The following is a 25330-nucleotide window of genomic DNA, read 5'->3' on the forward strand; positions in this document are numbered from 1 at the left end:
AGTCCTGTTCAGAGAACTGTCAATCCTGCGACGCAGCATTGACATCAAATCGTGCGCCAGGCGCGCCCCGCGCCTCAGCGTGCGGCGCCCCAGACGGCCTCGTCGCACCAGATCGTGCCGCCGCGATAGACGACCCCAGGCGTGCGGTCCTGCTTGAGGAACGTAGGGCCATCCAGATCGACGAGATCGCACAACTGCCCGACCACGAAGCCCGGCGCGGCGCCCAGGCTGCTGCAGACCATGCAGCCGACCATGACGCCCAGATCCGCTTCGCGCGCGGCTGCCGCGATGAGCAGCGCCTCAGTGAGGCCGCCGCACTTGTCGAGCTTGATGTTGTAGACGTTGAAGCGACCCTTCAGGCCGTCCACGTCGGCCAGGGTGAGCGCGCTTTCGTCCGCGGCCAGCGGAATCGGCGAGACGAATCCATCGAGGTCGGCTTCGCGCCCGCGGGCCAGCGGCTGTTCGATCAGCGCCACACCGGCGTCCACCATGGCGGTGGCCAGCCGGTCGAGATCACCAATCTGATACCCCTGGTTTGCGTCGACGCCCAGCCACACATCCGGCCGTACCGCGCGGATGGCCGCGACGCGGGCGATGTCCAGGTCGAGATCGCCCGTCAATTTCACCTTGATCGAGTGCGCCTGACGGTAGGCCACAGCGGCCGCCGCCATCGCGGCCGGCTCATCGGCGCCGACCGTGAAGGTTGTCGGCAGTGGCCGCGGTGCCTCCAGCCCTGCAAGCGCCCATACGGGCGTTCGCGTCTGCCTGGATTCCAGTTCCCACAGGGCGGCATCGACCGCGTTGCGCGCGCCGCCGGCCGGCAGGATCGCACGTAGTTCCTCGCGCGTGGGATGCGCCTCGATCGCATCGCGCGCCGCTTCCAGCTGGATGCGCATGGTCTCCACGTCTTCGCCCAGGTAGTACACCCCGGTCGCCTCGCCACGCCCGATGTGCGTGCCGTCATCCAGGGTGACGAGGACGGCCAGGCGACTGTCGAACACGTGGCTGGAAATGCGGAAGGGTGCCGCAAGGCGCAGGGCGTCGACGGCGATGCCGAGTTTCAGGCGGGCCATCAGACGTGAGCCCCGGTTGCACCACGCTCACGCGTCAACGGGGACGTTCCCAACAGCTGGATCAAGCACATCTGGTTTCCCTGCCTCATGGTGAGTAATTCTCACATTGAGACATTCGTTCTCTCATACGAGAACTGTCAACGGGCGCCGGGTTCCGCGCCCTCCCCTTTCCCTGCTTTTCTGGTTACTTTGCGGCGGGAGCGGCGGGCGCAAGCGCGGCCGCGATCTGCGAGAGGTACTTGTTCCAGTCGAACTTCTGGCCTTCGGGCGTCCAGCCCAGGCGCACGATCACCGCATCCTGCGAGGGAATCACGGCCACGATCTGGTGGTTATGGCCCATCGCCATGAAGGCATCTGTCGCGACATCCTGCAGCACCTTGCGTCCTTCTCCGCCGGCTTCGGCCCGGTTCAACCACAGCTGCGCGCCGTACGAGGGCCGCGGTGAGGCCGGGGTCGGTGTCACCGCGAAGTCGAGCCATTGCTGCGACAGCAGCCGCTTGCCGCCCGCCTCGCCGTGGTTCAGATGCAGGAGTCCGTACCGCGCCCAATCGCGTGCCGTCGCGTACCCGTACGAGCTGCCGACCAGCACACCCGATTCATCCGGCTCGATCAGTGCACTGCGCATCCCTGCGGGCTCGAACAGCCGCGTCTGGGCAAACCGTGTCATGCCTTCCAGCGTTCCACCGGTCGCCTCGAAGACGATCCGCGACAGGATATTGGTCGTGCCGGACGAATAGCTCCAGAAGGTTCCCGGCGCATGCTCCAGCGGCAACGCAGCGGCAAGCGCCCCCATGTCGCCAGCCTCGAACAACATCTTGATCGAGTCGTTACCGGGCTTGTAACTCTCCACGAAGGTGAGCCCGCTGGACATCGTCAGCAATTGGCGCAGCGTGATCGCGCCGCGCGGGTCGCCGGCGCCCTTCCACTCGGGCACCGGTGCCGGCTCGTCCAGTTTGAGCACACCGTCATCGACCAACAGGCCGACCAGCGTACCCATGATGCTCTTGGTCGCCGACCAGCCCAGCATGCGCGTGCCCTGGTTGAAGCCGGGCGCATAGCGCTCGGCGACGATCGCCCCGCCCTGCACCACCACGATCGCCCGCGTGTCGGGATAGCCGCCGACGTTCTGCTCATCAAAGGCGGCGCTGACCGCGGCATCGAGTGCGGCCCGGTCAAGTTTCGCTTCAGCCGCCGCCTGCAGCGCCGGCACGGGCGTGTCGCCCTGGGGCCAGGGGCGCGCCGGCAAGGGAGCAAGCGGTTTGAGCCGCCCCGCCTGCGTCTTGAGGGCCTTCAACGGAACATCGCCGGTGGTCAGGGTGCAGCCGACCGCCGGGCGATACAGCGCGGTACGGGTCGGCGTGCCGGGCGCGGAGGCGGTGACCGTCCCGGCCTTGCGATCCACCGACAGCGCGACCGTTCTGGTGAAAGGCGCCAGCGCATGCACGTCATCGCGCAGGACGTCGGCTTCGGTGCGGTTGGCTACGAAAATGCCGGCGCACGCAAGCTGCGCCGAGACCGCGGTACCCAGATCGTCCGCGCTGGTGATCGGCGGTGCGGCCGCCAGCACCGGCGCGGAGGCGGCGAGCGCCAGGGCCAGAAGGCTGCAGCGGGAGGAGTATCGAATCATGAGGTGGGTCCTGAAGTTGGTGTGGCGCGCACGTGGATCAGCGCGTGTGGCAGGCGTGGCGCAGCGCCGAGCCCGCCCGGGCGCCGGTGTGCCTGCCACCCTCGAAACTCACCACGCCGTTGACGATGACGGTCTCGATGCCGGTCGGCGCGCCGGCCGGTACATCCCAGCTTGCCACATCGTCCAGCGTGTCCAGATCGAACAGCACGATGTCCGCGCGCATGCCCTCACGGATCAGCCCGCGGTCGCTCAAGCCCATCCGCTGCGCGGGCCAGCCGGTCATTTTTCGGACGGCATCCTCCAGCGTCAGTACCTGGTTCCGCTTCACATACTCAGCGATGATCCGCGGGAAGGTGCCGTAGGCGCGCGGGTGCGGCAGGCCGATGGCACCTTCGCTGCCGTAGTTCACCGCCGCCGCGGCATCACTGCCGATGCTGACCCAGGGCTGGCGCAGCGCGAGCTGTACGTCCTGCTCGCTGATCATGAAATACAGCGCGACCGCGCGGTTGGGCAGCCCTTCGAGCGCGATATCCCAGGCCGCATCGGCCGGGTCCAGATTCAGTTCGGCACCGATCTCGGCCAGCGTCCTGCCGTGGAAGCGCCGGTACTTGTCACTGAAGCTGTTGGCCAGGCGCACGTTCTGGAAACCGCCCGAGGCGTGCACCAGGTTCGACCAGCCGGGCATCGATCCAGCGGCGACTTCCTTCTTCATGCGTTCGCGCACCTTCGGATCGCGCACGCGCTCGATACCCTTCTCGAGCCCATCGGCCCAGACCCAGCTCGGCGCGATGATCTCCAGCCCGGTGCCGCCGGCGGTATATGGGTACAGATCCGCGGCGACATCGACACCGCGGTCGCGCGCCGCATTGATCGTGGCCAGCGCCTGCGGCATCAGCTTGCCCCACTCCGGTGCATAGGCCGCCTTCAAGTGGAAGATCTCCACCTTCACGCCGCCCTTTTCACCGATCTCGATCGCTTCTTCGATCGCCTTGACCACGCCCTCGCTTTCGTCACGCATATGGGTGGCATAGAAGCCATCGCATTGCGCGGCCACCTTGGCCAGCGAAATGAGATCCGAGGTGCTCTGGAAGCTGCTGGGCGCATAGATCAACGCGCTGGAGATACCGAACGCACCGGCCTCCATCGCGATCTTGACCTGCTCACCCATGGCATCCAGCTGCTTGCGGGTCGGGGCACCGGCGGCATCGCCCATGACATGCACGCGGGCCTGGGTAGAGGAGTAGTAGGTGCCGAAGTTGACCGCGATGCCCTGCGTCTCCAGCTGCTTGAAGTATCCCGGCATGCCCGCCGCAGGCACCGGCGGTCCGCCCTCGCCGCCGATCAGCGTGGTCACGCCCATGCGGAGCTTGTTCTCCGCGGCGCCATCCTTGAGCAGCGCCGCGCCGGACTGGTCCATCATGTCGATGAAGCCGGGCGACACATAACGCCCGCGCGCGTCGATCTCGCGGGTGCCGGTCCCCGGCACTTGGCCGACCCGTGCCACCCGCCCGTCCTTGACCGCCACATCGGCACGGACCCAGGGGTTGCCGGCACCGTCCAGTACGCGGCCGCCACGGATCACCAGGTCATAGTCGGCGGCGGCCGCATGGGCGGCGAACAGCATCGACACACCGGCCCAGAGCAGAGTGCGCTTCATCATTTCATCTCCTTGTCGGTACGCGCGTCTGCACGCACGTCATCCACGACCTCACGAACCGCGTCCACCACCCGATCCGGCTGATCGATCTGGATGTAATGCCCGGCGTCGCTCACGATCTGTTGCTGCCCGCGGCTGGACATGGCGGCCTGCTCGGCATGCAGGGTGCGCCATTCCTGCTTGAACCGCGCGCCCTCCTCCGCGGTCAGGCCCATCTTTTCCAGCTCCTCGGGCTTGAACGGCTTCAGCGCGGTCAGCACGATCACCGGGCGATCGCCAAACGAGGTGACCGCGCGGGCATCGTCCATGGTGCTGTCGAAACCATCCACTTCGGCGGTCGCGCCCTTGACCGAGGCACTGGAGAAGGCGGTGATCTCCGCCGCCTCATCCTCGGGGCGGGGACCATGATCGGCGCGCGAGAACAGGAAGCGCACCAGGCCGGTCCGCGACAGTGCCGTCGCGGTATGCATCAACAGCGACACCTTCTTCGGGTGGACGTTGATGCTGACCACGCTGCCAAGCCGGGCGATCTGATCTGGATGTGAGGGGTCGACCATCACCAGCCCGGCGACCTGATCGCCGTAGCGACCCACATAGGTCCGGATGTACGGGCCGCCGATCGAATGGCCGACCAGCACCAGCGGATCGGTGATGCCGGCGCCCTTCAACAACGCATGCAGGTCATCAGCCACGGCCGATGCACGCTGCGGGGAATCCTTTGCGTCGCTGCGCATGATGCCGGCACGGTCGTAGGCGCAGGCACGGGTAAAGCGGGCGATCCGGTCGTGCACGCGGGTCCAGTCGAGCGTGCCGCCCGTGCCCAGGCCGGATTCGAAGATCACCGTCGGCGAGCCGCTGCCCCGGCACTCGATATGCATCTGCCGCCCGCCGATGTCGACCATTTCGCCGCGCAGAGGATGCTCGTCCGCCGCGTTCCGGCGCGCCAGCGCCTCGTACACGACGCCCACCAGGGTGAGGAGAATCACGAGCGCCAACAGACCCAGCAGGATCCACTACACCCATCGCCCAAACCGCCGCCAACCCTTTACTGCTGTCATGTCGTGCTCTCTTGAAGGGCGTACTGAAGCGCGTTTCGCCCCGCGGTTCCGGCTCGCGCGGCGTTCAAGGGAGGACCACCCCATGCGGCAGACAATCATCCCGAATGGGATATAAACGTCCTGATAGGAGAATTGTCAATGTGCAGTGCGCCACTGTCCGGGTTCCCACGGTCACCGTTGTGAAGACCCGCACTTCACGCGACGCACGCTACCCTCTTGCCGTCACACCCCACGGAGCTGCCCCCTCGTGAGCCGGCATTGGCCGCCAACGCGCGCGTTAAAAGGACTTTCCAGTCTCTCCCTGCTGTTTTTCAGTGGCCTGGCCATCGCCCAGCCCGCCCCGGGCGCCGCCGCTATCCCCGCGCTGGACTGGCAGCAGTCCCAGCAGCGGCTGGAGCAGGTCTCCGATGCGCTGGCCGCCGCCGATGCGTCGGTGCGCAACAAACAGGACCTGCAGGACGCCACCCGCCTGTTGCGGTTGCCGGAGATCACCGGTGAAGTGCGCCGCCTGCAGTTCCAGAAGACCCTCACCCTCCCCTTGGGTTCGCTGGCCCCGGTTGCCGAAGCCTTCGGTATCGATTCGCCGCTGCAGTTCACCGAGCGTGACTGGCGTACCCGCCCGGTGGTGACCGCGGTGCTGCCGCTGTATACCGGCGGGCTGATCCCGGCGGCGCAGCAGGCGGCGGCCGGCGCGACCGACCAGGCCAGTGCCGAGCGCGAGTCGCAGCGGCAATCGCTGAGCGTGCAGCTGGCCCAGGCCTATTTTGGTCAGCGCCTTGCCGAGCAGGCCGTCGATGTGCGGCGGGATGTCCGCGATGGCCTGCAGCGCCACCTCGACGACGCCTTGAAGCTTGAGCGCGAGGGCTTTGCCACCCGCGCCCAGCGCCTGCAGGCCAACGTGGCCCGCGACAAGGCCGAGCGCGATTACCAGAAGTCGCTGAACGATCTGCAGACCCTGAAGGCAGCGCTGGCCACCCTGCTCCGCAGCGGCGGCGAGGTCCGCCCGGTGTCGCCGCTGTTCGTGCATCGCGCGCCGATCGGTGCACTGCCCACCTTCGAACGCGAGGCCCAGGCCCGGCAGCCGCAGATCGCCCGGCTGCGCGCCCTGGTGGCGCAGGCCGAACAAGGCGTGCGCGTGCAGCAGGCCAAGCTCAAACCCACCGTGTTCCTGTTCGGCCAGTACGATTTCCGCCGTCGCGACGAGATGCTGACCGATCCGGACTGGGCATTCGGCATCGGCCTGAAGTACACCTTCCTCTCGCCCAGCTCGCGCCCGGCCCAGATCAGCGCCGCCCGCGCGCAGCAGGAGCAGGCGGAAGCCGGCCTGCGCGAAGCCGAGAACCAGGTGACGCTGGGCGTTCGCAAGGCCTGGTACGAACTGGACACCGCCCGCCAGCAGTTCCTGTTGCTGGACAGCAGCATTGAACAGAGCCGTGAGAACCTGCGCCTTCAGGAGCTGGCGTTCCGCGAAGGCCAGGCGACCTCGCTGGACGTGATCGATGCACGGCTGGGGTTGGGGGGCGCGCAGGTGGAACGCGCGCAGGCCGCCTATCAATACGACGTAGCGCTGGCACAGCTGCTGGAGATCAGTGGACAGATGGACCGATACGAAGAATTCCGCCGCCGGGGCGACGAGGTGATCGCGCATGAATGACACATTGCAGGCCGCCGCCGACGCGCCGCCGCCGAAGAAGCGCAAGGCGGGCATCCTCATTGGCCTGGCCCTGGTGGTCGTCGTGGTGGTCGGCCTCTGGCTGGCCTGGCGTACCCCGGCCGAGCAGCTGCAGGGCATGGCCGACGCCGACACCATCAACGTAGCCGCGAAGATCACCGCGCGTCTTGCCGAGCTGAAGGTGCGCGAAGGCGACCGGGTCAAGGCCGGCCAGGTGCTGTTCGTACTCGACAGCCCCGAAGTAGCGGCCAAGGAAGAGCAGGCGCATGGTGCACTGGAAGCGGCGCGTGCCGTGGCCGACAAGGCCGACGAAGGTGCACGCAGCGAGGATATCCGCGCTGCGCAGGCCAACTGGAAGCGTGCCGAAGCCGGTGCCACCCTGGCCGAGGCGACCTATCAGCGCGTGCAGAACCTGTTCAACGAAGGGGTCATGACCCGGCAGAAGCGCGATGAAGCGTTGGCGCAGGCGCGCAGTTCGCGCGAGCTCTCCAATGCCGCACGGGCGCAGTACGACCAGGCGCTGGCCGGCGCCCGTGACCAGGACAAGCGCGCCGCGCAGGGCCAGGTCCGCCAGGCGCAGGGCGCGGTGGCCGAGGTCAACGCTGCCCGCGATGAGGTCAACGGCCGCGCGCCGGTGGCCGGCGAGATCAACAAGCGCATGTCCGATATCGGCGAGCTGGTGCCGGCCGGCTACCCGGTCTTCACCCTGGTCGACATCGACCACATGTGGGTTTCAGTGAACCTGCGCGAGTCGCAGATGCGCGGCCTGAAGGTGGGCAGCCGCCTGCACGGCAGCGTTCCCGCACTGGACCGCGACGCCGACTTCGAGGTGTATTTCATCAATCCGGCGGGCGACTACGCCACCTGGCGCGCCACCCGGCAGTCGTCCGGCTATGACGTGCGCAGCTTCGAGATCCGGCTGCGCCCGGTCGCCCCCATCGAAGGTTTCCGGCCGGGGATGAGCGTGCTGTTCGCGTGGCCGCAGGGATGAACCGCCGGGCGCGGGCGGGCATCACCGCCTCGCTGCAGCGCGAGCTGCAGCACCTGCGTCAGGATCGTGCCGATCTGCTGCTGGTCACCCTGCTTCCAGCGCTGATGCTGGGCCTGATGGCCTGGCTGTTCGCGGCCTCGGTGATGCGCGATATCCCGATCGCCGTCGTCGACCTGGACCGCAGCGCCGAGAGCCGTCAGCTGGCCCGGATGCTCGATGCAAGCCCCGGGGTGCGCGTGGCCAGCCAGCCGATCAGTCTGGCCGATGCGCAGTCGCAGCTGCGGCGGCTGGACGTGTTCGCCGTCGTGCTGGTGCCGCGCGATGCGACCCGCAACGCCCTGCGTGGCGAACAGGGCACGGTGTTCGCATACTACAACGCCACCTACCTCACCACTGGCCAGTCGGCGGTGCGCGACATCGTTGAAGCCGTCAGCGCCTGGAATGCGCGCCTGCTGGGCGGGCGCATCGCCAAGCAGGTGGGCCCGGCCAAGCTGCGCGCGCCGCCGATCGCGGTGCAGTCGGACATCCTGCACAACCCGGCACGCAGCTATGAGCTGTTCCTGCTGCCGCTGCTGTTCCCGGCGGTTCTGTCGCTGGGGTTGGCGTTGGCGGTCGCAGCCAGCCTGGGGCGCGAAGTTCGCGACGGGCACCTGCGCGCGTGGCTCGGCGACGCCCCGTGGTCGGCCATCGTCGGCAAGATCGCGCCCTATGTCGTGCTGTTTTCGGCCTACGGGGCGCTCGGTGTGCTCTACCTCGCGCGGGTCCGTGGCGACGGCATCGCCGGCAGCACGTTGTTGCTGATGCTGGGCCAGCCGCTGTTCTATCTGGCCTGCGCGGCGGTGGCACTGCTGTTCGTGGGGCTCACCCGCGACATGGGCAGCGCGCTCTCCGCGATCGGCCTGAGCATCGGGACTGCCTTGGCATTTTCCGGGGCGACGTTCCCGGTGGTGGATGCGCCACTGTTCACCCGCATATGGAACGCGCTGCTGCCCCTGACCGCCTACGTCAAACTGCAGACCCAGCAGCAGTTCGTCGGCGCCCCGTGGAGTGTTTCCCTGTGGCCACTGGGTACCCTGCTGCTGATGGTGCTGGTGGCGGGCGGCATCGGGGGGTGGCGCTTGATCGCCGCCGCGCGGGCTGCCGATCCGGGTACGCCGGCCGCGGCCTCCGGAGCCAGCGCATGAGCCGCTTCGGCAGCAGCCTGCGCCTGACCCTGCGCACGGTCCTCACCGACCGCTACGCAGTCGTGCTGATGGTGGGCGCGGTGGTGCTGTACTCGTTCTTCTACCCGGCCGCCTACCGCCACCAGGTGGCGACCAACCTGCCCATCGTGGTGGTCGACCACGACCAGAGCGCGACCAGCCGGGAACTGCTGCGTCGCGTGGATGCGCTGCGCACGGTGCGCATCGTCGACCAGCCGGCCAGCGTCGACCAGGCCCGGGATGAAATGGAAGCCGGCCGGGCCGAAGGCATCCTGCTGATCCCCGCCAACCTCGAGCGCGACATCCTGCGTGGGGGCAACGGGTATCTGGTGCTGATGGGCAACGGCGCCTACCTGGGCCGCGCCAGCTGGGTGCTCGGCGGCGTGGCCGATGCCCTGACCGCGTTCGCCCGGGAAGCGGCGGTGTCCCAGGCAGCCTTCATGGGCGCGCCGCAGGCACCGCCGATCACCCTGGTGCAACGCCCGCTGTTCAACACCCAGGAGGGCTACGGCAGCGCGATCGTCCCCGGCGTGGCCGAACTGATCGTGCACCAGACCCTGCTCATGGGCATCGGCGTGCTGCTCGGCGCGCGGCGGCTGGCGCTGGGCCGGCGGCTGCGTTTCGACCTGCCGACGCTGGCCGGGATGGCCGTCGGCTTCGGTGCGATCGGCCTGCTCGGCCTGCTCTACTACGCCGGCTTCACCGCGTGGGTGCAGGACTATCCGCGCGGTGGCAATCCGCTCGGGCAGCTGCTGGGCGGCACCTTGTTCATCGCAGCCACGGTAGCGTTCGGCCTGTTCGTGGGCAGCTTTTTCGCCACCCGCGAGCGTGCGTTCCAGGTCGTCATCGCCTGCTCGATCCCGTTGTTTTTCCTGGCCAACCTGTCCTGGCCAGCGGTCACCTCGCCGCCGGCACTGGTCGCGCTGGCGCACCTGCTGCCCACCACGCCCGGCATCAACCTGATGGTGCGCTTGAACCAGATGGATGCCAGCCTCAGCGAAGTCAGCCACGAAATATGGACGCTGGCGGCGCTGCTGGCGCTGTACGGCGGCCTCGCCGTCTGGCGTCTGGGCGCCCGCAGGTCGAGCTGAGGGCATGGCGTCCCGCACAGCCACAGTGCCCGTCAGATGAGGACCTGGCGGGTGCTGCGCAGGAACTGGTGGATCTCGGCTTCGACGCTTTCGTCCAGCATGTAGACCGGTCGCTGGCCGTTCGGGCAGCGCAGCGTAGGCGTGGTCCCGAACATGCGGCAGATCAACGGCCGCTCTTCGTAGACCTCGCAGCCATTGGCGCCCAGATACGGGCAACTCAGCGCTTCCAGGGCGGCGGCATGCTCGGCATCGCTCTTGAGCGGCAGGCGGGCCACTTCCTCGCTGGAGGCGGTGACCGGCCCACAGCAGTCGTGGCACCCCACTACGCAGCGGAACGAAGGAATCTGCTCGCGAAGCCGCTGGATCGCGTCACGGGTCGCATAGGGCATGGGGAGGGCACTCGTCAGCGTCAGCGGCTGGCCATTTTACGCCTCCGGCGGCCGCGGGGGCGGCGGCCGACCGGCGCGTGTCAACGGACAGGCAACGGCCCTTCCCTCGTCCTTGACGCGTGCAGGCACACCATGGAGGCCTCTTCTTTTGTCCCACCCCCATGAACCGTTCCACTGTTGTACCTACAGGCCGTACCGTACTGGTTGTTGAAGACGAAGCCGAGCTCTCCCGGTTGTTCATCGAAGTGCTGCAGGAGGCAGGTCATACGGCGGTCAGCGCTGATTCCGCGACGGATGCGCTCAGCGCCCTCACCGGCCAGCGATTCGATGCGGCCATCCTCGACGTGGAGCTTCGCGACGGATCGGTCTTCCCTGTGGCCGACCGACTGGCCGCCACGGGCACCCCTTTCCTGTTCGCCTCCGCGGTCTATCACCAGATAGTGCCACGCGCCCATCAACGGGTGCCCTTCGTGTCCAAGCCCTTCGACATCCGCGTGTTGCAGCAACGGGTGGCAGAAGCGCTGGCCACAGGATCGGGGTCAACGGGCAACCCACAGCAGGCCTAGTGCCCCAGCGACGACGCAGCGCCGCGACCGCACCACCGTACGGTCGCATGGTCCCGGACAGAGCGCCTGCATTACGGGCGCCCTTTCGCCCCCCTCACAGCGTCGCCTGCGCCTGCAGCGTGAACACCCAGCTGTCCGGGCGGCTGTCATACGCACCCGGCCGCGCGACGTACTGCACCGCGGGCCGCAGGATCAGCCACGGGGTGACCTGCACGCCGTAGTTCAGCTCGACGAACTGCTCGTTGCTCTGCACGTCCTTGCCGGTAATGCGCTGGTACTCGGCGAGGCGGTCGGAGATGTCCAGCCGGGTCCAGGCGAGACTGAGCACGTCGTCTTCGCGCGAGGCCACGACACCGCGCCAACTCAGGCCGGCCTCCCACGAGTAACGCATCAGGCCGGTCTTGGCATCCGCGCGCGTGGCCACGCCAAATACCGACACCCCGCGCACGGTGTCGCCTTCGGGTTTGAGCACGCGCTGCGCCAGCTGGATGTAGGAGCCGCTGCGATGGGAGGCACGTGGCGCCGCCGGATTGCCGATATCGTCGGCGTTGGAGGTGTCCAGGTAGTAGCCCACCTTGTAGGTGCCGCCGTAATGCGCGCCGGTGTTGCCGTGGCTGTAGCCCACTTCGACAGGCAGGAACAGACCGGTCTTGCCACGGTCGGACACCCGGAAGCCGCTGCCGGCCTGCTTGCGCATCGGCACGACGTCATAGATGCCGGTCTGGGCGTACCAGCCGGAAGGGTCGGCCCATTTCACCCGAAGGCCCCACTGGCCGGTAGGGTTGTCGAGCCAGCCGGAACTGTAGATCGGCCCCAGCGGGTGGCCGCACTGGCCGTTGTTGTTGAAATTGCAGGTATAGGGCAGACCGCCGAAGTCGTTGCCCATCGAGTAGAAGCCGCCCTTCAGGCTCAAGCGCTTGTCCAGCAGCCAGCGCTCGTAGGAGAGTTCATTGAAACGCAGGTTCTGGCCCTGCCCGTAGAAGGCCTGGTTCTGCACGTAGGAGCCGGTGGAGCGGTCGTTGACCGCGTTGCCGAAGCGGTCGGAAAAGACCACGCGCATCGTGCCGTCAACACCGAAGGCCTTGCCGGTATCGATCATCGCGCCGATGTCGACGTGCTCGGCGGTCGACCAGCCAGTGCCTTTGTAACCGTCGCTGTTGACGCCGGTGGCGACCACGATCCGGGCGCTCGGGGTCACGCCGCGGTCCTGCAGCCATATCCGGGCCGCCCACGCCGCGCTCAGCGGTGTCTGGGCGATGGTATCCACCGGTTTCGGCTTGGGCGCCTCGGCGTCGGCCGCCCAGGCCGGTACGCTGGTCGCGGCCGCCAACAGACCAACGGTGATCAGACAGGGGGTGTATTTCATGCCGAGGCCCTCCGCAGCCTGCGTTTCTTCCAGGCGCGTCGCACCATCGCGATCACCACCACGAACGCCGCAAGCCCGAGGATGAGCAGCGGCAGCCACAGGCGTGCGATCTTGGCCAGCAAGGGCTTCTCACCGCCGTCGCGGATCAGCGCGACCTGCGCTTCCGTCACCTGATCACCGGGGCCGAAGTTGGTCCGTACATACGTCGCAACGGCGGCGATATCGGCATCGCTCAACGCCTGGACGTAAGAGCCCTCGGAGAAATGCGGCATCACCACATGCTGACCATCCACCTCGCGGTCGATGCCGCCGATGATGGTGGCCACCAGGTTCTGGGGCCGGGTCATGCCGACGGTGCTGTTGTGCACCAGCGACGGGTAGTAGCCGTCCTTGCTGCCCTCGCCCTGCGGCCCGTGGCAGCTGGCGCACAGGCCGGAATACAGCACCGCACCGGAGGTGATCGGCGCGTCCGTGCCGCGCACCGGCTGCTCACCGGGCGCCTTGGCGGCATCGCCCCAGGCGAAGGCGGCGCGGGTGGCGTCCTTGTCGGCCACCGCAGGCACGGTCCGCAGGTAGGTCACGATGGCGCTGATGTCTTCATCGCGCAGCTTGGAGAGGCTGTTGGTCACCGCCTCGGCCATGCCGCCGCCGGCCTGTCCCTTGCCCTCCACCCGGCCGGTCTTGAGGTATCGGGCCAGTTCGTCATCGCTCCAGCCGCCGATGCCGCTGATCGGATGGGAGGTGATGTTGGGGGCATACCAGTCACCCAACGAACCGCCGGCGAAGGCTTTGCCACCCACCTCCTGCATCATCAACCCGCGCGGGCTGTGGCAGCTGGAGCAGTGCGCCAGCCCTTCCACCAGATAGGCGCCGCGATTCCACTGGGCGCTCTGCGCCGGATCAGGTTTGAAGGGCGTCTTGTCCAGGAACAGCAGATTCCACACCGCCATCGACGAGCGGACGCTGAAGGGAAACGGCAGCTCGGTGGTCTGCGCCTCTTCATCCACCGGCGCGACGGCCTGCATGAAATAGACGTACAGCGCGTGGATGTCATCGTCGGTCAGTTTCGCGTACGAGGTGTAGGGCATCGCCGGATACAGATGCGCGCCGTCCTTGCGCACGCCCTCGCGCACCGCCTTGGCGAAATCGCCTTCCGTGTAGTTGCCGATGCCATGGCTCTTGGACGGGGTGATATTGCTGGCCCAGATCTCGCCCAGTGGCGAGGCGATCGCATAACCGCCCGCGTACGGCTTGCCCTGCTTCGGGCTGGTATGGCAGGCCACACAATCGGCGGCCACGGACAGGTAGCGACCGCGCTCGACCGTCTCGTCGGCACGTGCAACCTGGCTGCCACCGGCCAGCAGGCCGAACGCGATAAGAAGGAAGGTCTTCATGCGGCACGCTCGATCGCATCGGCCGCGCGCAGCGCCAGCGCAGCCATGGTCAGGGTGCTGTTGACGACGCTGGCCGAGACCATCGCGCTGCCACCCGGCAGCCACAGGTTCGGGTGGTCATGCGCGCGGCAGTCGCCGTCGACCACGGAATCCCGGGGGTCGGCACCCATGATGGTCGAGCCCATGATGTGGTTGTTGGCGTTGAGCGCCGTGGTGATGACGAACTCTTCGGCATTGAAGAGCTTGCCGATGTGCCGCAGCTGCTCGCAGGACTTGTCGTAGCCCTTGCGCGCGTAATCGCCCAGCGAGTAATGGATGTCCGGGCAGGCCAGGCCATGACCATCGACGCGGGTCTTGGAGAGCGTCAGCCGGTTGCTCGGATCCGGCAGCGGCTCCAGGCTGATCGACAGGTCCACCCCGTAGATAGAACGGCGGCGGATTTCCGCATCCAGGGCCTCACCGGCCAGCCCCATCTTCAAGGCCTGGTCGGTGGCGATCGCCACGCGGCTGATGTTGTTGAGGATGATCTTGGTCGCCGAGTACTCCGAGCGGAACGCCCCGTCGCGTGGCCCGACCATGCAGCTGGACTGCGCCGGACCACGTCCCAGCCAGATCGGCCGGTCGGCAATGAAGGAGCAGTGGAAGCCGGAGTGGTCCAGCATGTTGCGGCCGACCTGGTCGGAGGAATTGGCAATGCCGTTCGGGTTCTGTTCGTTGGCGGCCAGCAGCAACAGGCGCGGTGTTTCCAGCGCGTTGCAGGCGATCACGAAACTGCGGCCGGTGGCCTTGTGGCTCACCTTGTCGCTGTCATACCAGTGGATCGCAGTGACCCGGTTCTGGTCGTCGGTATCGATCCTGTACGCCACCGATTCGGCCAACACTTTGGCGCCCAGCGCCTCGGCGGCCTGGACGGTGTGCACGCCGTTGTACATCGCCCCGATCGGGCAGATCGGCTGGCAGTTGTTGTTGCCACAGCAGGCAGGCCGGTCATTCCACGGCTTGATCATGCGCCCCTGCGGAATCGGCACCAGGTTGTAGCCGTGCGGATTGACCACCTCGGCGAACACCTTGTCGCCGTTGCCCCAGGGAATCATGTCGGCCAGGTAAGGCTTCGAGCGCTCCGAGGGGCTCTGCTGCGCCGGGTCGTTCGGCCCGGACACGCCCATGGCCTCCTCGGCACGGCAGTAGTACGGCTCGATGTCCTCGTAACTGATCGGCCAATCGCGACCGACTCCATAGGCCGATTGCATCTTGAAGTCGACCGGGAGATGGCGCCAGCACGACGCCGCCCAGTGCCAGGTGGTGCCGCCGACGGCCTTGATGAAGCCCTGATGGAAGCTGCTGGCATCGGGCCCGGTCAGCCCGACGTAGTCGTTGGCGGGGAAATACAGCGGCGCTGTCGCGAATTTCGATTGCGGGAATGGCCCCTGGAAGTCGCTGCCGATACGGCGCTCGAAACTGACGTTCCGCCAGTTCTCGACTACATCGGAGCGGTTCAAGCGGGGCCCGGCCTCAAGGACCAGGACCGATTTGCCGGCGCGCACCAGCTGGTGGGCGATCAATGCACCGACGACGCCCGAGCCGACGATCACGACGTCGGCATCGACGTCGCCATCACGGAAAACCGGAGCTTTCATGAGAGGGATTCCAGATCAGTAACAGGAAAAAGAGAACCGCGCAGGATTATGCGTGGGCTCGAATCGGGGCCGGCGGCTCAGCGGTCCACCAGGCGGGTCCGCCCTGGACATAGGTCGGTGGCGAAAGGCCGTCGTCCACGCAGCGCTGCATCAGCGCATCGCGATAGGACACGGTCACGGCGTGGACCCCTTTGCCCACCGTGCCGGTATACCAGGCAGTGATGATGGCAAGCGCCGCGGGCTGGGCCTCGCCGGCGGCGGCGACCAGCGCCGTGGCACCGCTCACCTGCCCGGCCAGCGTGACCAGGGCGGGGAACCGCGCATGCAGGTCGGGCTGCAGGGTGGCGAACGCCTTTTCGATCCGTTCGGCCGTGGCCGGGTCGAGGTCGTTCTTGTCGGTCAGGGCGCGGGACAGCGAGAGAAAGGCGGTATCGGTCCTGGCCGCCGGCGCTGCTGCGGCGGGCGTTGCCACCGCAGGCGCTTTATCACGACAGGCCGCGAGCAGCGAAACCGAACCAACCGCAAGAAGGAAGCCTCGTCGTGTGAGGCCGTGCCCGCGCCGGTTCTCGTCCACTCCCTCGGGAATACTCATGATGTCTACTCTGCTCCGTAACACGCCGGCTCCCCGCCCGCAGACCACGGAACGGCTAAGCATCGACGGCGGCAAGGGTACTCCATGCCGCTGTCGTCACAGAGTGATCAACGAGGTGATCACGGATCAGCAACAGCCTCAGCGTTACAAACCGGAGTGGTATCACTCCCGGAGAATCGTCATGCGCACCTTGTTGCTCACCGCCCTTGCCACGATGGCGCTGTCTGCCTGCAGCCAGGCCGAGCACACTGATCAAGGCAAGCACGCCGATACGATCGAGCAGCCTGCCACCGCCCCGGCCGCGGGCGATACGTCGCGCAACGTGCCCGGTGGCGGTAGTGGAACGGCCGCCTCCGAGGCGCAGGACTCCGGGCACGACACCGGGACCAGCGCGGAACCGAAGCGCGAATCCCCGCCGAAGCCGTGATCCCCCATGACCCCGCTCGATAAACCCGTGCGCCGGGAGGTCCAGATCGGCGACCAGGCGTACACGCTGACCATCGATCCCGACGGCCTGAAGCTGGTGCCGAAGGGAAAACGGAATGGCCTCACCCTGAAGTGGACCGAATTGGTGAATGGTGACGCCGCGCTGGCCACTGCGCTGCAGGCCTCGCTCGCGTCAGGCTGAGCGAGCGAGACGTTCGTGCCGATCAGGGCTGGACGTTGTTCTTGGATCTGGCGTGCTCATCGGCCGGCAGATCCGCACCCTGCAACTGCGGGTCCGCATGCTCATGCGGCTGCCCGGATCGGATCAGGTGCCGCACACGCCCGCCGCACGCCACTGGCGCAATGCGGCCCCCTTCAGGGACTGCTCGCCGCAGCCGGTGGGGCAGCGCAGCAGGCGCGCCGCCGAGGTGCTGACGAATCCTTCCCCTTCCCGGGCATTGAACACCACCTCACAGGACAGGCACCGCGCCACCATCGAGTACAGATGCACGATACGGCCGCTGCTCGGGTCCTGCAGGGCGCTCACATCCAGCAGCTCGAAGTGGCAACTGTCCGGCAACGGGCGCCGGGGAAGCGGAAGGGACACGGAGGTCTGCAGGCTCACGGGGAAGGGCCATCGATTGGGTGGAGGCCACTCTATGGGGGGCGGTGTGGAGCGGATGTGGAGCCAGACGGCGCCGCTCAGCACCAAATCCCAGGATCAGGGACAATAGCCGCCCATCGTTTGCCCCGGCCTGCCGGCGCATGCCCCGTCGGGGGCCACCGCGCGGCGCCCGCCTGCCTGTCTTCCTGCTGCTTTTCCCGGACCCGAATTGAATACCATCGCCCTGCCCCCTGCCGACGACGACCTGCCCCTGACCGACCGGCTGCGCGCCGCGCTGGACCTGCTGGAGGCCATCGAAGCCGACCGCAGCGTGCTCGATACGCTGCCCGACGCCGACCGCACCCGCCTGCACCAGGTGGTGGCGAAGGTCTACCACCCCGAGCCCAAGGCGCGGCGGGCGAAGCTGAAACAGCAGGCCAAGGCCCGGCACCAGGAAAAAGTGGCCAAGGCCGAGGCACTGCTGGAGCAGACCGGCATCCGCGCCCTGCGCCGCAAGCCCGTGTTCAGCACCCCGAATTACTTCCCGCCCCATGCCGCCGGCCTGCATGACGCCTCCAATGGCGAGCATGCCGCCGCCGCGCCGGAGCCGGTGCATTCCCCGGAACTGCGCCACTGCTACGTCTGCAAGCAGAAGTTCACCCAGCTGCATCATTTCTATGACCAGATGTGCCCGGCCTGTGCCGAGCTGAACTTCTTCAAGCGCACCGAGACCGCGGATCTGACCGGGCGCGTCGCGCTGCTGACCGGCGGCCGGGTCAAGATCGGCTACCAGGCCGGCCTGAAGCTTCTGCGCGCCGGCGCCGACCTGATTGTGACCACGCGCTTCCCGCGTGACTCGGCCGCGCGCTACGCCGAAGAGCCCGACTTCGCCGAATGGGGCCACCGCCTGCAGGTGTACGGCCTGGACCTGCGCCACACCCCCAGCGTGGAGGCCTTCTGCAGCGAACTGCTGGCCACCCGCTCGCGCCTGGATTTCATCATCAACAACGCCTGCCAGACCGTGCGCCGCCCGCCGCAGTTCTATGCGCACATGATGGCCGGTGAAACCGCGCCGCTGCACGAGGTACCGGACACGCTGCGCAAGCTGATCGGCGATTACGAAGGCCTGCGCAGCGCCGAACTGCTCGGCACCACCGCCTCGGCCGGGCTGCCGGTGGTCCAGGGCCGCGACTTCAATGCCGCCAACGGCCTGACCCGTGCCGCCGAGCTGTCGCAGGTGCCGCTGCTGGACGATGAGCTGGTGGCGCAGCAGCATCTGTTCCCGGACGGTCGCCTGGACCAGGACCTGCAGCAGGTGGATCTGCGCGGGCGCAACTCCTGGCGCATGCTGATGGCCGAAGTGCCCTCGGTGGAGCTGCTGGAAACCCAGCTGGTCAACGCCATCGCACCGTTCATCATCAATGCGCGCCTGAAGCCGCTGATGCTGCGCACGCCGGAGCGCGACAAGCACATCGTCAACGTCTCGGCGATGGAGGGGCAGTTCTACCGCAACTTCAAGACCACCCGCCACCCGCATACCAACATGGCCAAGGCGGCGCTGAACATGATGACGCGCACCTCGGCGGCCGATTACCAGAACGACGGCATCCACATGAACAGCGTGGACACCGGCTGGGTGACCGACGAGGATCCGGCGGATATCGCGGCCAAGAAAGTGAAGGAAGAGCGCTTCCATCCGCCGCTGGATATCGTCGACGGCGCCGCCCGCATTGTCGACCCGATCATCCACGGCATCAACACCGGTGAGCACGTCTGGGGTCAGTTCCTGAAGGACTACGCGCCCACCGACTGGTAACTGCATCCAGGTGCGTTTGTCGTACGTATAGCCTGGAAGGAACGCCGCCGGTTCGAGCGGCAAGGGACAGGAGGCCCACTTTTCCGGCTTCGGCCGTGGCCTCCACCCCCAGTCGAATCACGATGAGCCCCCCCACCTCACAACGCGACGAACGCAGCGCGGTCCTCAGTGCCATGCAGGTCGACGGTCTGGCGTCCCTGCCTGCACTGGACAGGCTCACCGCGCTGGCCGGTTACACCTTCGATGCCCCGGTGGCATTCGTCTCGATCCTCGGGGATGTGAAGCAGCGCTTCCTTTCCCGGATCGGCCTGCCCATGGCACAGACCGACATCCGCGCCTCGATCTGCGCCCACGCCGTCACCGCCGATGGCGTGCTGGTGGTTCCGGATCTCCGCCAGGACCCCCGCTTCCGCGACAACCCACTGGTCACCGACAGCCCGCATCTGCGCTTCTACGCGGGCGCACCGCTGGTGGCAAAGAACGGGGTCGCCATCGGTGCCCTGTGCGTCATGGACACACGCCCGCGCACGTTCAACGAGGGTGATCAGGATCAGCTGGCCACCCTGGCCGAACTGGTCGTCGCGCAGCTGGAGCTGCGTGCGATGTCCGGTCGGCTGGACCCGGTCAGCGGGCTGCCGAGCCGGCACCAGCTGCATGCGGATCTGCCCGGCATCCTGGCGCGTTGCACTGAAGGAACGGCCTACGCCGTCGCGGTGGACATCCTCGATATTCCACGCGCCAACCAGGTGGGCCAGGTGCTGGGCCTGCGTCCGCTGGAGGCCTTGATCCGGCGCGCCGGCGTCCGCCTGCGTGCCGCGCTGGAGGGCGTGGCCACGGTGTACCACGTGGGGGTAACGCGGTTTGCTTTCGTGGTCGAGATGCCGGCCGCAGCCCAGGTGGAGGCGCTGATCCTGGAGTTGAGAACGCGCATGCTGCGCCCGCTGATGGCCGCGGCAGTGCCGATGTCGCCGCGCTTCCATGCCGGCATCTGCGCCGTCGGACCGGGCGAAGAAGACAGCCACGACCTGCTGCGGCGGCTGCTGGTCAGCATGCACGGTGCGTTCGACGCACGGCGGCCGTTCTGCTGGTACTCCGAACAGCGCGACGAAAAGATGCACCGCGCCTACCGCCTGGCCTCCGATGCCGAACGCGGGCTGCAGGCCGGCGATTTCCACCTGGATTACCAGCCCCGCTTCACCCTGGACGGCCGGCGCCCGGTCTCGGCCGAAGCCCTGATCCGCTGGACCCACCCCACCCTGGGGTCGATCAGCCCGACCGAGTTCATTCCGGTCTTCGAGCGGACCGCCCTGATGGACGAGGTGACCAACTGGGTGCTCGACACCGCGCTCGATCAGGTCCAGGCGTGGCGCGCCCAAGGGCTGGATATTCCGGTCTCGATCAACCTCTCCAGCAGTTATCTGTCCAACGCCTCGGCATGGCACGACATCCGCAGCAAACTCGAGCACAGGGCGCTGCCGTTCTCGATGATCGAACTGGAGATCACCGAGGGCGAATGGCTGCGCCCGGGTTCCCCGGCCATTGGCCATATCGCAGCGATGGCGCAGGCCGGCATCACCGTGGCGATCGACGACTTCGGCAGCGGCTACAGCAATTTCAGCTATCTGTCCGACCTTCCCATCCACACCGTGAAGCTGGACAAATCGTTGATCGATGGCATCGCCATCAATCCCCGGGCGCGCGCCAAGGTCTCGGCCATCCATCATCTGGCGCATGAGCTGGGCTACCTCACCGTGGCCGAGGGAGTCGAGCAGCAGGCGCAGGTGGAGGTACTGGCTGCGATGGGGGTCGATGAAGTCCAGGGCTACCTGCTTGCCCGGCCGATGTCCCCGGCCTTGGTGATGCAGGTGTTCGAAGCGGCCGCGATCACGGCCTGCCCGGTCAGAGTTTGAACACCTGCTGCAGCTTCCGCGCGAACCATCCGCTGAAGACCAGTGGCGCATCCAGCGCTGAAACGCAGATGCACGCCACCCCGGGGGTGGTCACCGGCTGATGCTCGACCTGGCTGTCGAGATCGGCCACATCGCCGGGGGCGAAATGCCCCAGTGAATCATCGTAGGCACCGCGAAGGATCTGGGTCAGCTCGCTGCTGCCATGGCTGTGCATGGGCAGGCATTTGCCCGGGGCTATTTTCAGCATGATCAACGACGGGTGCGCCGCTGCGCGGATGCAGTGGACACCCGGCGCCATCCACCGCCATTTCAGCGAGCGGTAGGAGGTTCCGAAATGCGGCGCCAGCGCCGCCGGCAGTTGATCCGGGTCGTGCCCAGGCGCGCCGCGTACCGCTGCCTGGGCACGCATGCCATCCTCCGCTGTCGCGGCATCCAGGCGCGCCAGCATGGTCTGCCGAAGCGCGGCCTGGCGATCCTCCGCGCAGGGCGGCGGCAACTGCTGCTCCAGCAGCAGTCCCCCGACCCGTTCGGCCGCGCGCAGTTGTTCCCGGCAGTAGGCGCAGGCTTCCAGGTGCGCCGCGGCGACCACCGACATTTCCGGCGCCAGGGTTCCGGTGGCAAAGCCCAGGACGGTGGTCGGGTCCAGGTGATGACGAGGATTCATCGCGACTCTCCCATCAGCGACTGCAACTGCAGAAACGCGCGTCGGATATGGGATTTCACGGTGCCCAGTGGCATATGCAGCTCGGTGGCGATCTCGGCGTGGGTCTTGGCTTCGAAGTAGGACATCCGGATCAAACGGGCCTGCGTTGCGGAGAGTTCGTCCAGCCGCTGCTTGAGCCTGACGTGCTCGGTATGGCGCTCGGCCAGCGAGCCGCCTCCGTCGGCCTCTTCGGCGGCCTGCTCGACCACCTCGTGGGCATGCACCCAGATATGTTCCCGGCGCACGCGGTCGATATGCATGTTGCGCGCCACCCGGTACAGCCACGTGCCCAGGCTGCTGCGCGCCGGATCGTACAGGTCGGCACGGTTCCACAGTTTGAGCAGCACTTCCTGGGCAAGATCCTCGGCCACGCCATCGGCCGCCCCCAACCCACCCAGGTAGCGGCACAGACGCGGCATGAAGTGGTCGTAGATGCGCAGGAAGCACTCGCGGTCGCGCGAGCCGGCCACCGCCGCCATCTCCGCCGCCCAGGTCTTGATCTCCGTCGTGGATTGAGCGGGGGCGGCAATCATCCGGGCGGCCTCGAAGGGCGTCATCCTGGCAACAGGCGGGTCAGCCTCCATGGTAGGCCACTTCCGGGGGATCGGCGACTTGGGGTTCATGGCGCTTGTACGAGCAGAGCGGCGTTCTGGATGCAGGTGCGTTGGCTGCTGATATAGTCGGCCGAGCATGGCGGGCACGGTGCCCGGCCACGAATCACAGGGAGTTGGTCATGGGTCTTCGTCAGGCGGTGGCAGGTGCAGTGGGTGGTGTTCTGGCCGACCAGTGGAAGGACTTCTACACCGTGCCGACGGGCCTGCCCTCCACGGCAGCGCTGTTCGCGGCGGTCCCGCGCGGCACCAATGCCGGGCGTGGCTCCAACACCAGCGCCTCCTCCAACATCATCACCAACGGCTCCATGATCGTCGTGCCCGAAGGCTACGGCCTGCTGCTGTTCCAGGACGGCGCGATCACCGGTTTCGTCGCCGAGCCGGGTGGCTATGAATGGCGCTCGGACGATACCAACTCGCAGTCGATCTTCGCCGGCGACGGCTTCGTCAGCCCGCTGATCAAGCAGAGCTGGGAACGTTTCAAGTTCGGCGGCCAGCCCGGGTCGCAGCAGGCGGCCTTCTTCGTCTCGCTGAAAGAGCTGCCGGACAACCGCTTCGGCACGCAGTCCGAAATCTACTGGGACGATGGCTTCCTCGGCACGCAGGTCGGCGCGGTCACACGCGGCTCGTACACGCTGAAAATCGTCGATCCGATCCTGTTCGTGAAGAACTTCGTGCCGGCCAGCTACCTGCAGCCGGGCCAGGTGTTCGATTTCACCGATCTGGACAACGCCGCCGCCAGCCAGCTGTTCAACGAAGTGGTGGGCTCGCTGGCCCCGGCCTTCAGCCTGTATACGAACGACCCGGGCAAGGGCAACCGGATCACCAAGCTGCAGCAGGACTCGCTGGGCTTCGCGCAGAGCTTGTCCGCTGCCGTCGAGCAGGGCTACCAGTGGAAGTCCGATCGCGGCCTGGCCATCGTCAAGACCGCCATCGTCTCGATCGAGTACGACGCCAACACCCGTGAACTGCTCAAGACCGTGCAGCGCGCCGATGCACTGGCCGGCTCGCGCGGCAACTCCAACCTGCAGGCCAGCGTGGCCCAGGGCATCCAGTCGGCGGGCGAGAACGGCGGTGCCGCCGGCCTGGTCGGTGTCGGCATGGCCTCGGGCATGCTCGGGGTTGGCGGGATGCAGCAGCCTGTCGCCCCGGCCGCGGACGACCCGGTCGCCAAGCTGAAGAAGGCCAAGGAGATGCTGGATCTCGGCCTGATCACCCAGGACGACTACGACAAGCTCAAGGCCAAGGCGCTGGGGCTGTAAGACACCGAGCGCACCGACACCATGTCCGACCCCAAGATGCCACCGCCGATCCCGGCGGGTCCGCCGCCGTTGCCGCCTTCCCCGGCAGCGCCGGTCACCGGCCCGGGTTCGCCCCGGGACGTGCCCCCGCTGCCGGGCAGTTTCCCGATCGACCCGGCCACCCTGCCCCAGCCCATCCGCGACGAAGTGCTGGCGCCTGATCCGGCCGCGCTGGACACCTCTGCGGCCGAGCTCAAGGACGGCGTCAACCGCTGCCCGAACTGCGGCTCCAGCGATGTGCGGCTCAAACTCGGCACCGATGTACTGGTCTGCCAGTTCTGCCGTCACGAATGGCACGGCGACCGGGTCGAGGAAGCGTTCGGGTTCGGCGAAGGGATCGGCGAGCTTCGCGGTACGGTGATCGCGTCCGGTGCGCGCGACATCGACGCTGGCGCCGCCAGCCTGATGAGCTTCAAGTGCACTGGCTGCGGGGCGGAAGTCACCATCAACACCGAAAGCACCATGACCGCACGCTGCCACTGGTGCCGCCACGTGTTCGGGGTCAACGAACAGATCGCCAACGGCGCGGTGCCCGATGCGGTGCTTCCGTTCCGCATCAGCAAGGACGACGCGGTCGCGCGGATCCGGCAGTTCGTGGACAAGCGGCGCCTGTTCGCGCTGAAAGCCTTCAAGGACCAGTTCACACCGGAGAACGTCACTGGCGTCTACCTGCCCTATATGATCGTGGACAGCAACGTCAGTGCCAGCGTCTCGGGCAAGGGTGAAATCCAGACGCGCCAGTACACGCGCGGCACCGAAAAGAACAAGCAGACCTACTACGACGCCGACGTGTACCAGGTCGACCGCCAGGTCGATTTCACCGTGGACGACCTGACCTTGGAGTCCTCCGCCGAACGCGGCAATCTGGACATCCAGAGCAATACCAACAACATCATCAACGCGATCCTGCCGTTCGATACCAAGAACGCGCTGAAGTGGAACGCCTCCTACCTGGCCGGTTTCACTTCGGAGAAGCGCAACCTCGATGTCGAGACGCTGCGCCCACGGCTGGAGGACCAGCTGCTGTCGATCGCCCGCGCGCAGGTGGAAGGCTCGGTGCGCCGCTACGATCGGGGCGTACGCTGGGAACGTGAACGCGTGGACGTGCATGGCACCCGCTGGGTGTCGATGTACCTGCCGGTGTGGCTCTACTCCTACCACCAACCCGGCCGCAATGGCGGCATGCTGCACTACATCGCGGTGAACGGCCGCACCGGTGAAACCATGGGCAGCGTGCCGGTGCAGCAGTGGAAGCTGCTGCTGGCCGCGCTCACCACCGGCACCATCATCGAAGCCCTCGTGCTTTTCTTCCTGGTAGCTGCCTCATGAGCGATGACAGTGGTCTCTGGCTGCTTGCCGCCGGCCCCGCCGGTGCGACGGCGTTGTATTGGGCGTTGTACCGTTACTACCGCAACACCGATAAGTCGCATGCGTTCGAGCATGAAACGACCATCGACGCCAAGCCGGTGACCGGCGCGGATCGCAAGGTCGACACCATCACCGGCACGCAGGAACGGCGCATCCGTGGCGACAACGTGCGCGCGTACCGAACACGCGTTCAGCGCGACAGGGACAGTCCGCCGCCATTGTGACGCGTCACGGACGCGGCTCGACGAACCCGGGCGGTATCATGTGGGGTCAGTT

24 protein-coding genes are annotated in these 25330 nt (G+C 67.1%); 12 read left to right on the top strand and 12 right to left on the bottom strand.

Annotated features, from left to right (window positions below):
• Positions 1-74: 74 nt before the first annotated feature.
• The 4 genes from NJD74_RS16510 to NJD74_RS16525 form a co-directional block, all read right to left on the bottom strand.
• Positions 75-1073, bottom strand: a complete 999-nt coding sequence (locus NJD74_RS16510; RefSeq protein ID WP_319624599.1) for a dipeptide epimerase — start codon at positions 1071-1073, stop codon at positions 75-77.
• Positions 1074-1257: 184 nt separating this feature from the next.
• A complete protein-coding gene (locus tag NJD74_RS16515) occupies positions 1258-2700 on the bottom strand; it encodes a serine hydrolase (protein ID WP_070474083.1) in 1443 nt (480 codons plus the stop codon).
• Positions 2701-2737: 37 nt separating this feature from the next.
• Entirely contained in the window at positions 2738-4360 is a 1623-nt protein-coding gene (locus tag NJD74_RS16520) for a D-aminoacylase (RefSeq protein ID WP_319624600.1), read from the bottom strand.
• The gene (locus NJD74_RS16525; protein ID WP_319624601.1) at positions 4357-5343 is read right to left on the bottom strand and encodes an alpha/beta hydrolase; all 987 of its coding nucleotides are present in this window, start codon (positions 5341-5343) and stop codon (positions 4357-4359) included. The genes NJD74_RS16520 and NJD74_RS16525 overlap by 4 nt, the downstream gene beginning before the upstream one ends.
• A 373-nt stretch (positions 5344-5716) precedes the next feature.
• Between NJD74_RS16525 and NJD74_RS16530 the strand changes: the two genes are divergently transcribed.
• The 4 genes from NJD74_RS16530 to NJD74_RS16545 are packed head-to-tail and all read left to right on the top strand — an operon-like array spanning position 5717 to position 10371.
• Positions 5717-7069 carry a TolC family protein gene (locus tag NJD74_RS16530; protein ID WP_254427873.1) on the top strand — a complete coding sequence of 451 codons (1353 nt, stop codon included), beginning with the start codon at positions 5717-5719 and terminating at the stop codon, positions 7067-7069.
• Positions 7062-8078 (top strand): efflux RND transporter periplasmic adaptor subunit, encoded by a 1017-nt coding sequence (locus NJD74_RS16535; RefSeq protein WP_019183699.1) that lies wholly within the window; start codon positions 7062-7064, stop codon positions 8076-8078. The genes NJD74_RS16530 and NJD74_RS16535 overlap by 8 nt, the downstream gene beginning before the upstream one ends.
• Positions 8075-9262: an ABC transporter permease gene (locus tag NJD74_RS16540; protein WP_319624602.1), complete on the top strand. Its 1188-nt coding sequence runs from the start codon at positions 8075-8077 to the stop codon at positions 9260-9262. Before NJD74_RS16535 ends, NJD74_RS16540 begins: the two co-directional genes overlap by 4 nt.
• Positions 9259-10371: an ABC transporter permease gene (locus NJD74_RS16545; RefSeq protein ID WP_019183697.1), complete on the top strand. Its 1113-nt coding sequence runs from the start codon at positions 9259-9261 to the stop codon at positions 10369-10371. The genes NJD74_RS16540 and NJD74_RS16545 overlap by 4 nt, the downstream gene beginning before the upstream one ends.
• Before the next feature lie 32 nt (positions 10372-10403).
• On the opposite strand, the gene NJD74_RS16550 is transcribed toward NJD74_RS16545, so the two are convergent.
• The gene (locus NJD74_RS16550; protein ID WP_019183696.1) at positions 10404-10760 is read right to left on the bottom strand and encodes a YkgJ family cysteine cluster protein; all 357 of its coding nucleotides are present in this window, start codon (positions 10758-10760) and stop codon (positions 10404-10406) included.
• 161 nt (positions 10761-10921) lie between these two features.
• Between NJD74_RS16550 and NJD74_RS16555 the strand changes: the two genes are divergently transcribed.
• Positions 10922-11326, top strand: a complete 405-nt coding sequence (locus tag NJD74_RS16555) for a response regulator (protein WP_319624603.1) — start codon at positions 10922-10924, stop codon at positions 11324-11326.
• Positions 11327-11420: 94 nt separating this feature from the next.
• On the opposite strand, the gene NJD74_RS16560 is transcribed toward NJD74_RS16555, so the two are convergent.
• The 4 genes from NJD74_RS16560 to NJD74_RS16575 are packed head-to-tail and all read right to left on the bottom strand — an operon-like array spanning position 11421 to position 16315.
• The gene (locus NJD74_RS16560) at positions 11421-12692 is read right to left on the bottom strand and encodes a carbohydrate porin (RefSeq protein ID WP_319624604.1); all 1272 of its coding nucleotides are present in this window, start codon (positions 12690-12692) and stop codon (positions 11421-11423) included.
• On the bottom strand, positions 12689-14086 hold the full coding sequence (locus NJD74_RS16565) for a c-type cytochrome (RefSeq protein WP_070474065.1): 1398 nt from the start codon (positions 14084-14086) through the stop codon (positions 12689-12691). The genes NJD74_RS16560 and NJD74_RS16565 overlap by 4 nt, the downstream gene beginning before the upstream one ends.
• Positions 14083-15723, bottom strand: coding sequence for a GMC family oxidoreductase (locus tag NJD74_RS16570; protein ID WP_019183692.1), 1641 nt, complete (start codon positions 15721-15723; stop codon positions 14083-14085). Before NJD74_RS16570 ends, NJD74_RS16565 begins: the two co-directional genes overlap by 4 nt.
• A gap of 46 nt (positions 15724-15769) precedes the next feature.
• A complete protein-coding gene (locus NJD74_RS16575; RefSeq protein ID WP_083298839.1) occupies positions 15770-16315 on the bottom strand; it encodes a sugar dehydrogenase complex small subunit in 546 nt (181 codons plus the stop codon).
• Positions 16316-16496: 181 nt separating this feature from the next.
• Between NJD74_RS16575 and NJD74_RS16580 the strand changes: the two genes are divergently transcribed.
• Both NJD74_RS16580 and NJD74_RS16585 read left to right on the top strand, forming a co-directional pair.
• The gene (locus NJD74_RS16580) at positions 16497-16742 is read left to right on the top strand and encodes a hypothetical protein (protein ID WP_070474060.1); all 246 of its coding nucleotides are present in this window, start codon (positions 16497-16499) and stop codon (positions 16740-16742) included.
• Between the two features lie 6 nt (positions 16743-16748).
• A complete protein-coding gene (locus tag NJD74_RS16585) occupies positions 16749-16943 on the top strand; it encodes a hypothetical protein (protein ID WP_070474059.1) in 195 nt (64 codons plus the stop codon).
• A 123-nt stretch (positions 16944-17066) separates the two neighbouring features.
• On the opposite strand, the gene NJD74_RS16590 is transcribed toward NJD74_RS16585, so the two are convergent.
• Positions 17067-17366, bottom strand: coding sequence for a hypothetical protein (locus NJD74_RS16590; RefSeq protein ID WP_046272818.1), 300 nt, complete (start codon positions 17364-17366; stop codon positions 17067-17069).
• Between the two features lie 208 nt (positions 17367-17574).
• Here NJD74_RS16590 and NJD74_RS16595 point away from each other — a divergent pair, with 208 nt between their 5' ends.
• The gene (locus tag NJD74_RS16595; RefSeq protein ID WP_070474057.1) at positions 17575-19161 is read left to right on the top strand and encodes an SDR family oxidoreductase; all 1587 of its coding nucleotides are present in this window, start codon (positions 17575-17577) and stop codon (positions 19159-19161) included.
• A gap of 122 nt (positions 19162-19283) precedes the next feature.
• Entirely contained in the window at positions 19284-21071 is a 1788-nt protein-coding gene (locus NJD74_RS16600; protein WP_319624605.1) for a sensor domain-containing phosphodiesterase, read from the top strand.
• Here the strand turns inward: NJD74_RS16600 and NJD74_RS16605 are convergent.
• Positions 21061-21735 (bottom strand): ChrR family anti-sigma-E factor, encoded by a 675-nt coding sequence (locus NJD74_RS16605; RefSeq protein WP_319624606.1) that lies wholly within the window; start codon positions 21733-21735, stop codon positions 21061-21063. The two genes, NJD74_RS16600 and NJD74_RS16605, sit on opposite strands and share 11 nt — an antisense overlap.
• Positions 21732-22358 (bottom strand): sigma-70 family RNA polymerase sigma factor, encoded by a 627-nt coding sequence (locus NJD74_RS16610; RefSeq protein WP_026069848.1) that lies wholly within the window; start codon positions 22356-22358, stop codon positions 21732-21734. Before NJD74_RS16610 ends, NJD74_RS16605 begins: the two co-directional genes overlap by 4 nt.
• A gap of 149 nt (positions 22359-22507) precedes the next feature.
• Here NJD74_RS16610 and NJD74_RS16615 point away from each other — a divergent pair, with 149 nt between their 5' ends.
• Genes NJD74_RS16615 through NJD74_RS16625 form a run of 3 tightly spaced genes read left to right on the top strand, consistent with a single transcriptional unit; the run spans position 22508 to position 25278 of the window.
• On the top strand, positions 22508-23647 hold the full coding sequence (locus NJD74_RS16615) for an SPFH domain-containing protein (RefSeq protein WP_319624607.1): 1140 nt from the start codon (positions 22508-22510) through the stop codon (positions 23645-23647).
• 21 nt (positions 23648-23668) lie between these two features.
• A complete protein-coding gene (locus tag NJD74_RS16620) occupies positions 23669-25015 on the top strand; it encodes a TFIIB-type zinc ribbon-containing protein (RefSeq protein WP_319624608.1) in 1347 nt (448 codons plus the stop codon).
• Positions 25012-25278, top strand: a complete 267-nt coding sequence (locus NJD74_RS16625; RefSeq protein ID WP_070474049.1) for a hypothetical protein — start codon at positions 25012-25014, stop codon at positions 25276-25278. Before NJD74_RS16620 ends, NJD74_RS16625 begins: the two co-directional genes overlap by 4 nt.
• Positions 25279-25330: the final 52 nt, after the last annotated feature.

Origin of the sequence: Stenotrophomonas sp. RG-453, from assembly GCF_033843685.1 — a bacterium.
GTDB lineage: Bacteria > Pseudomonadota > Gammaproteobacteria > Xanthomonadales > Xanthomonadaceae > Stenotrophomonas > Stenotrophomonas bentonitica_A.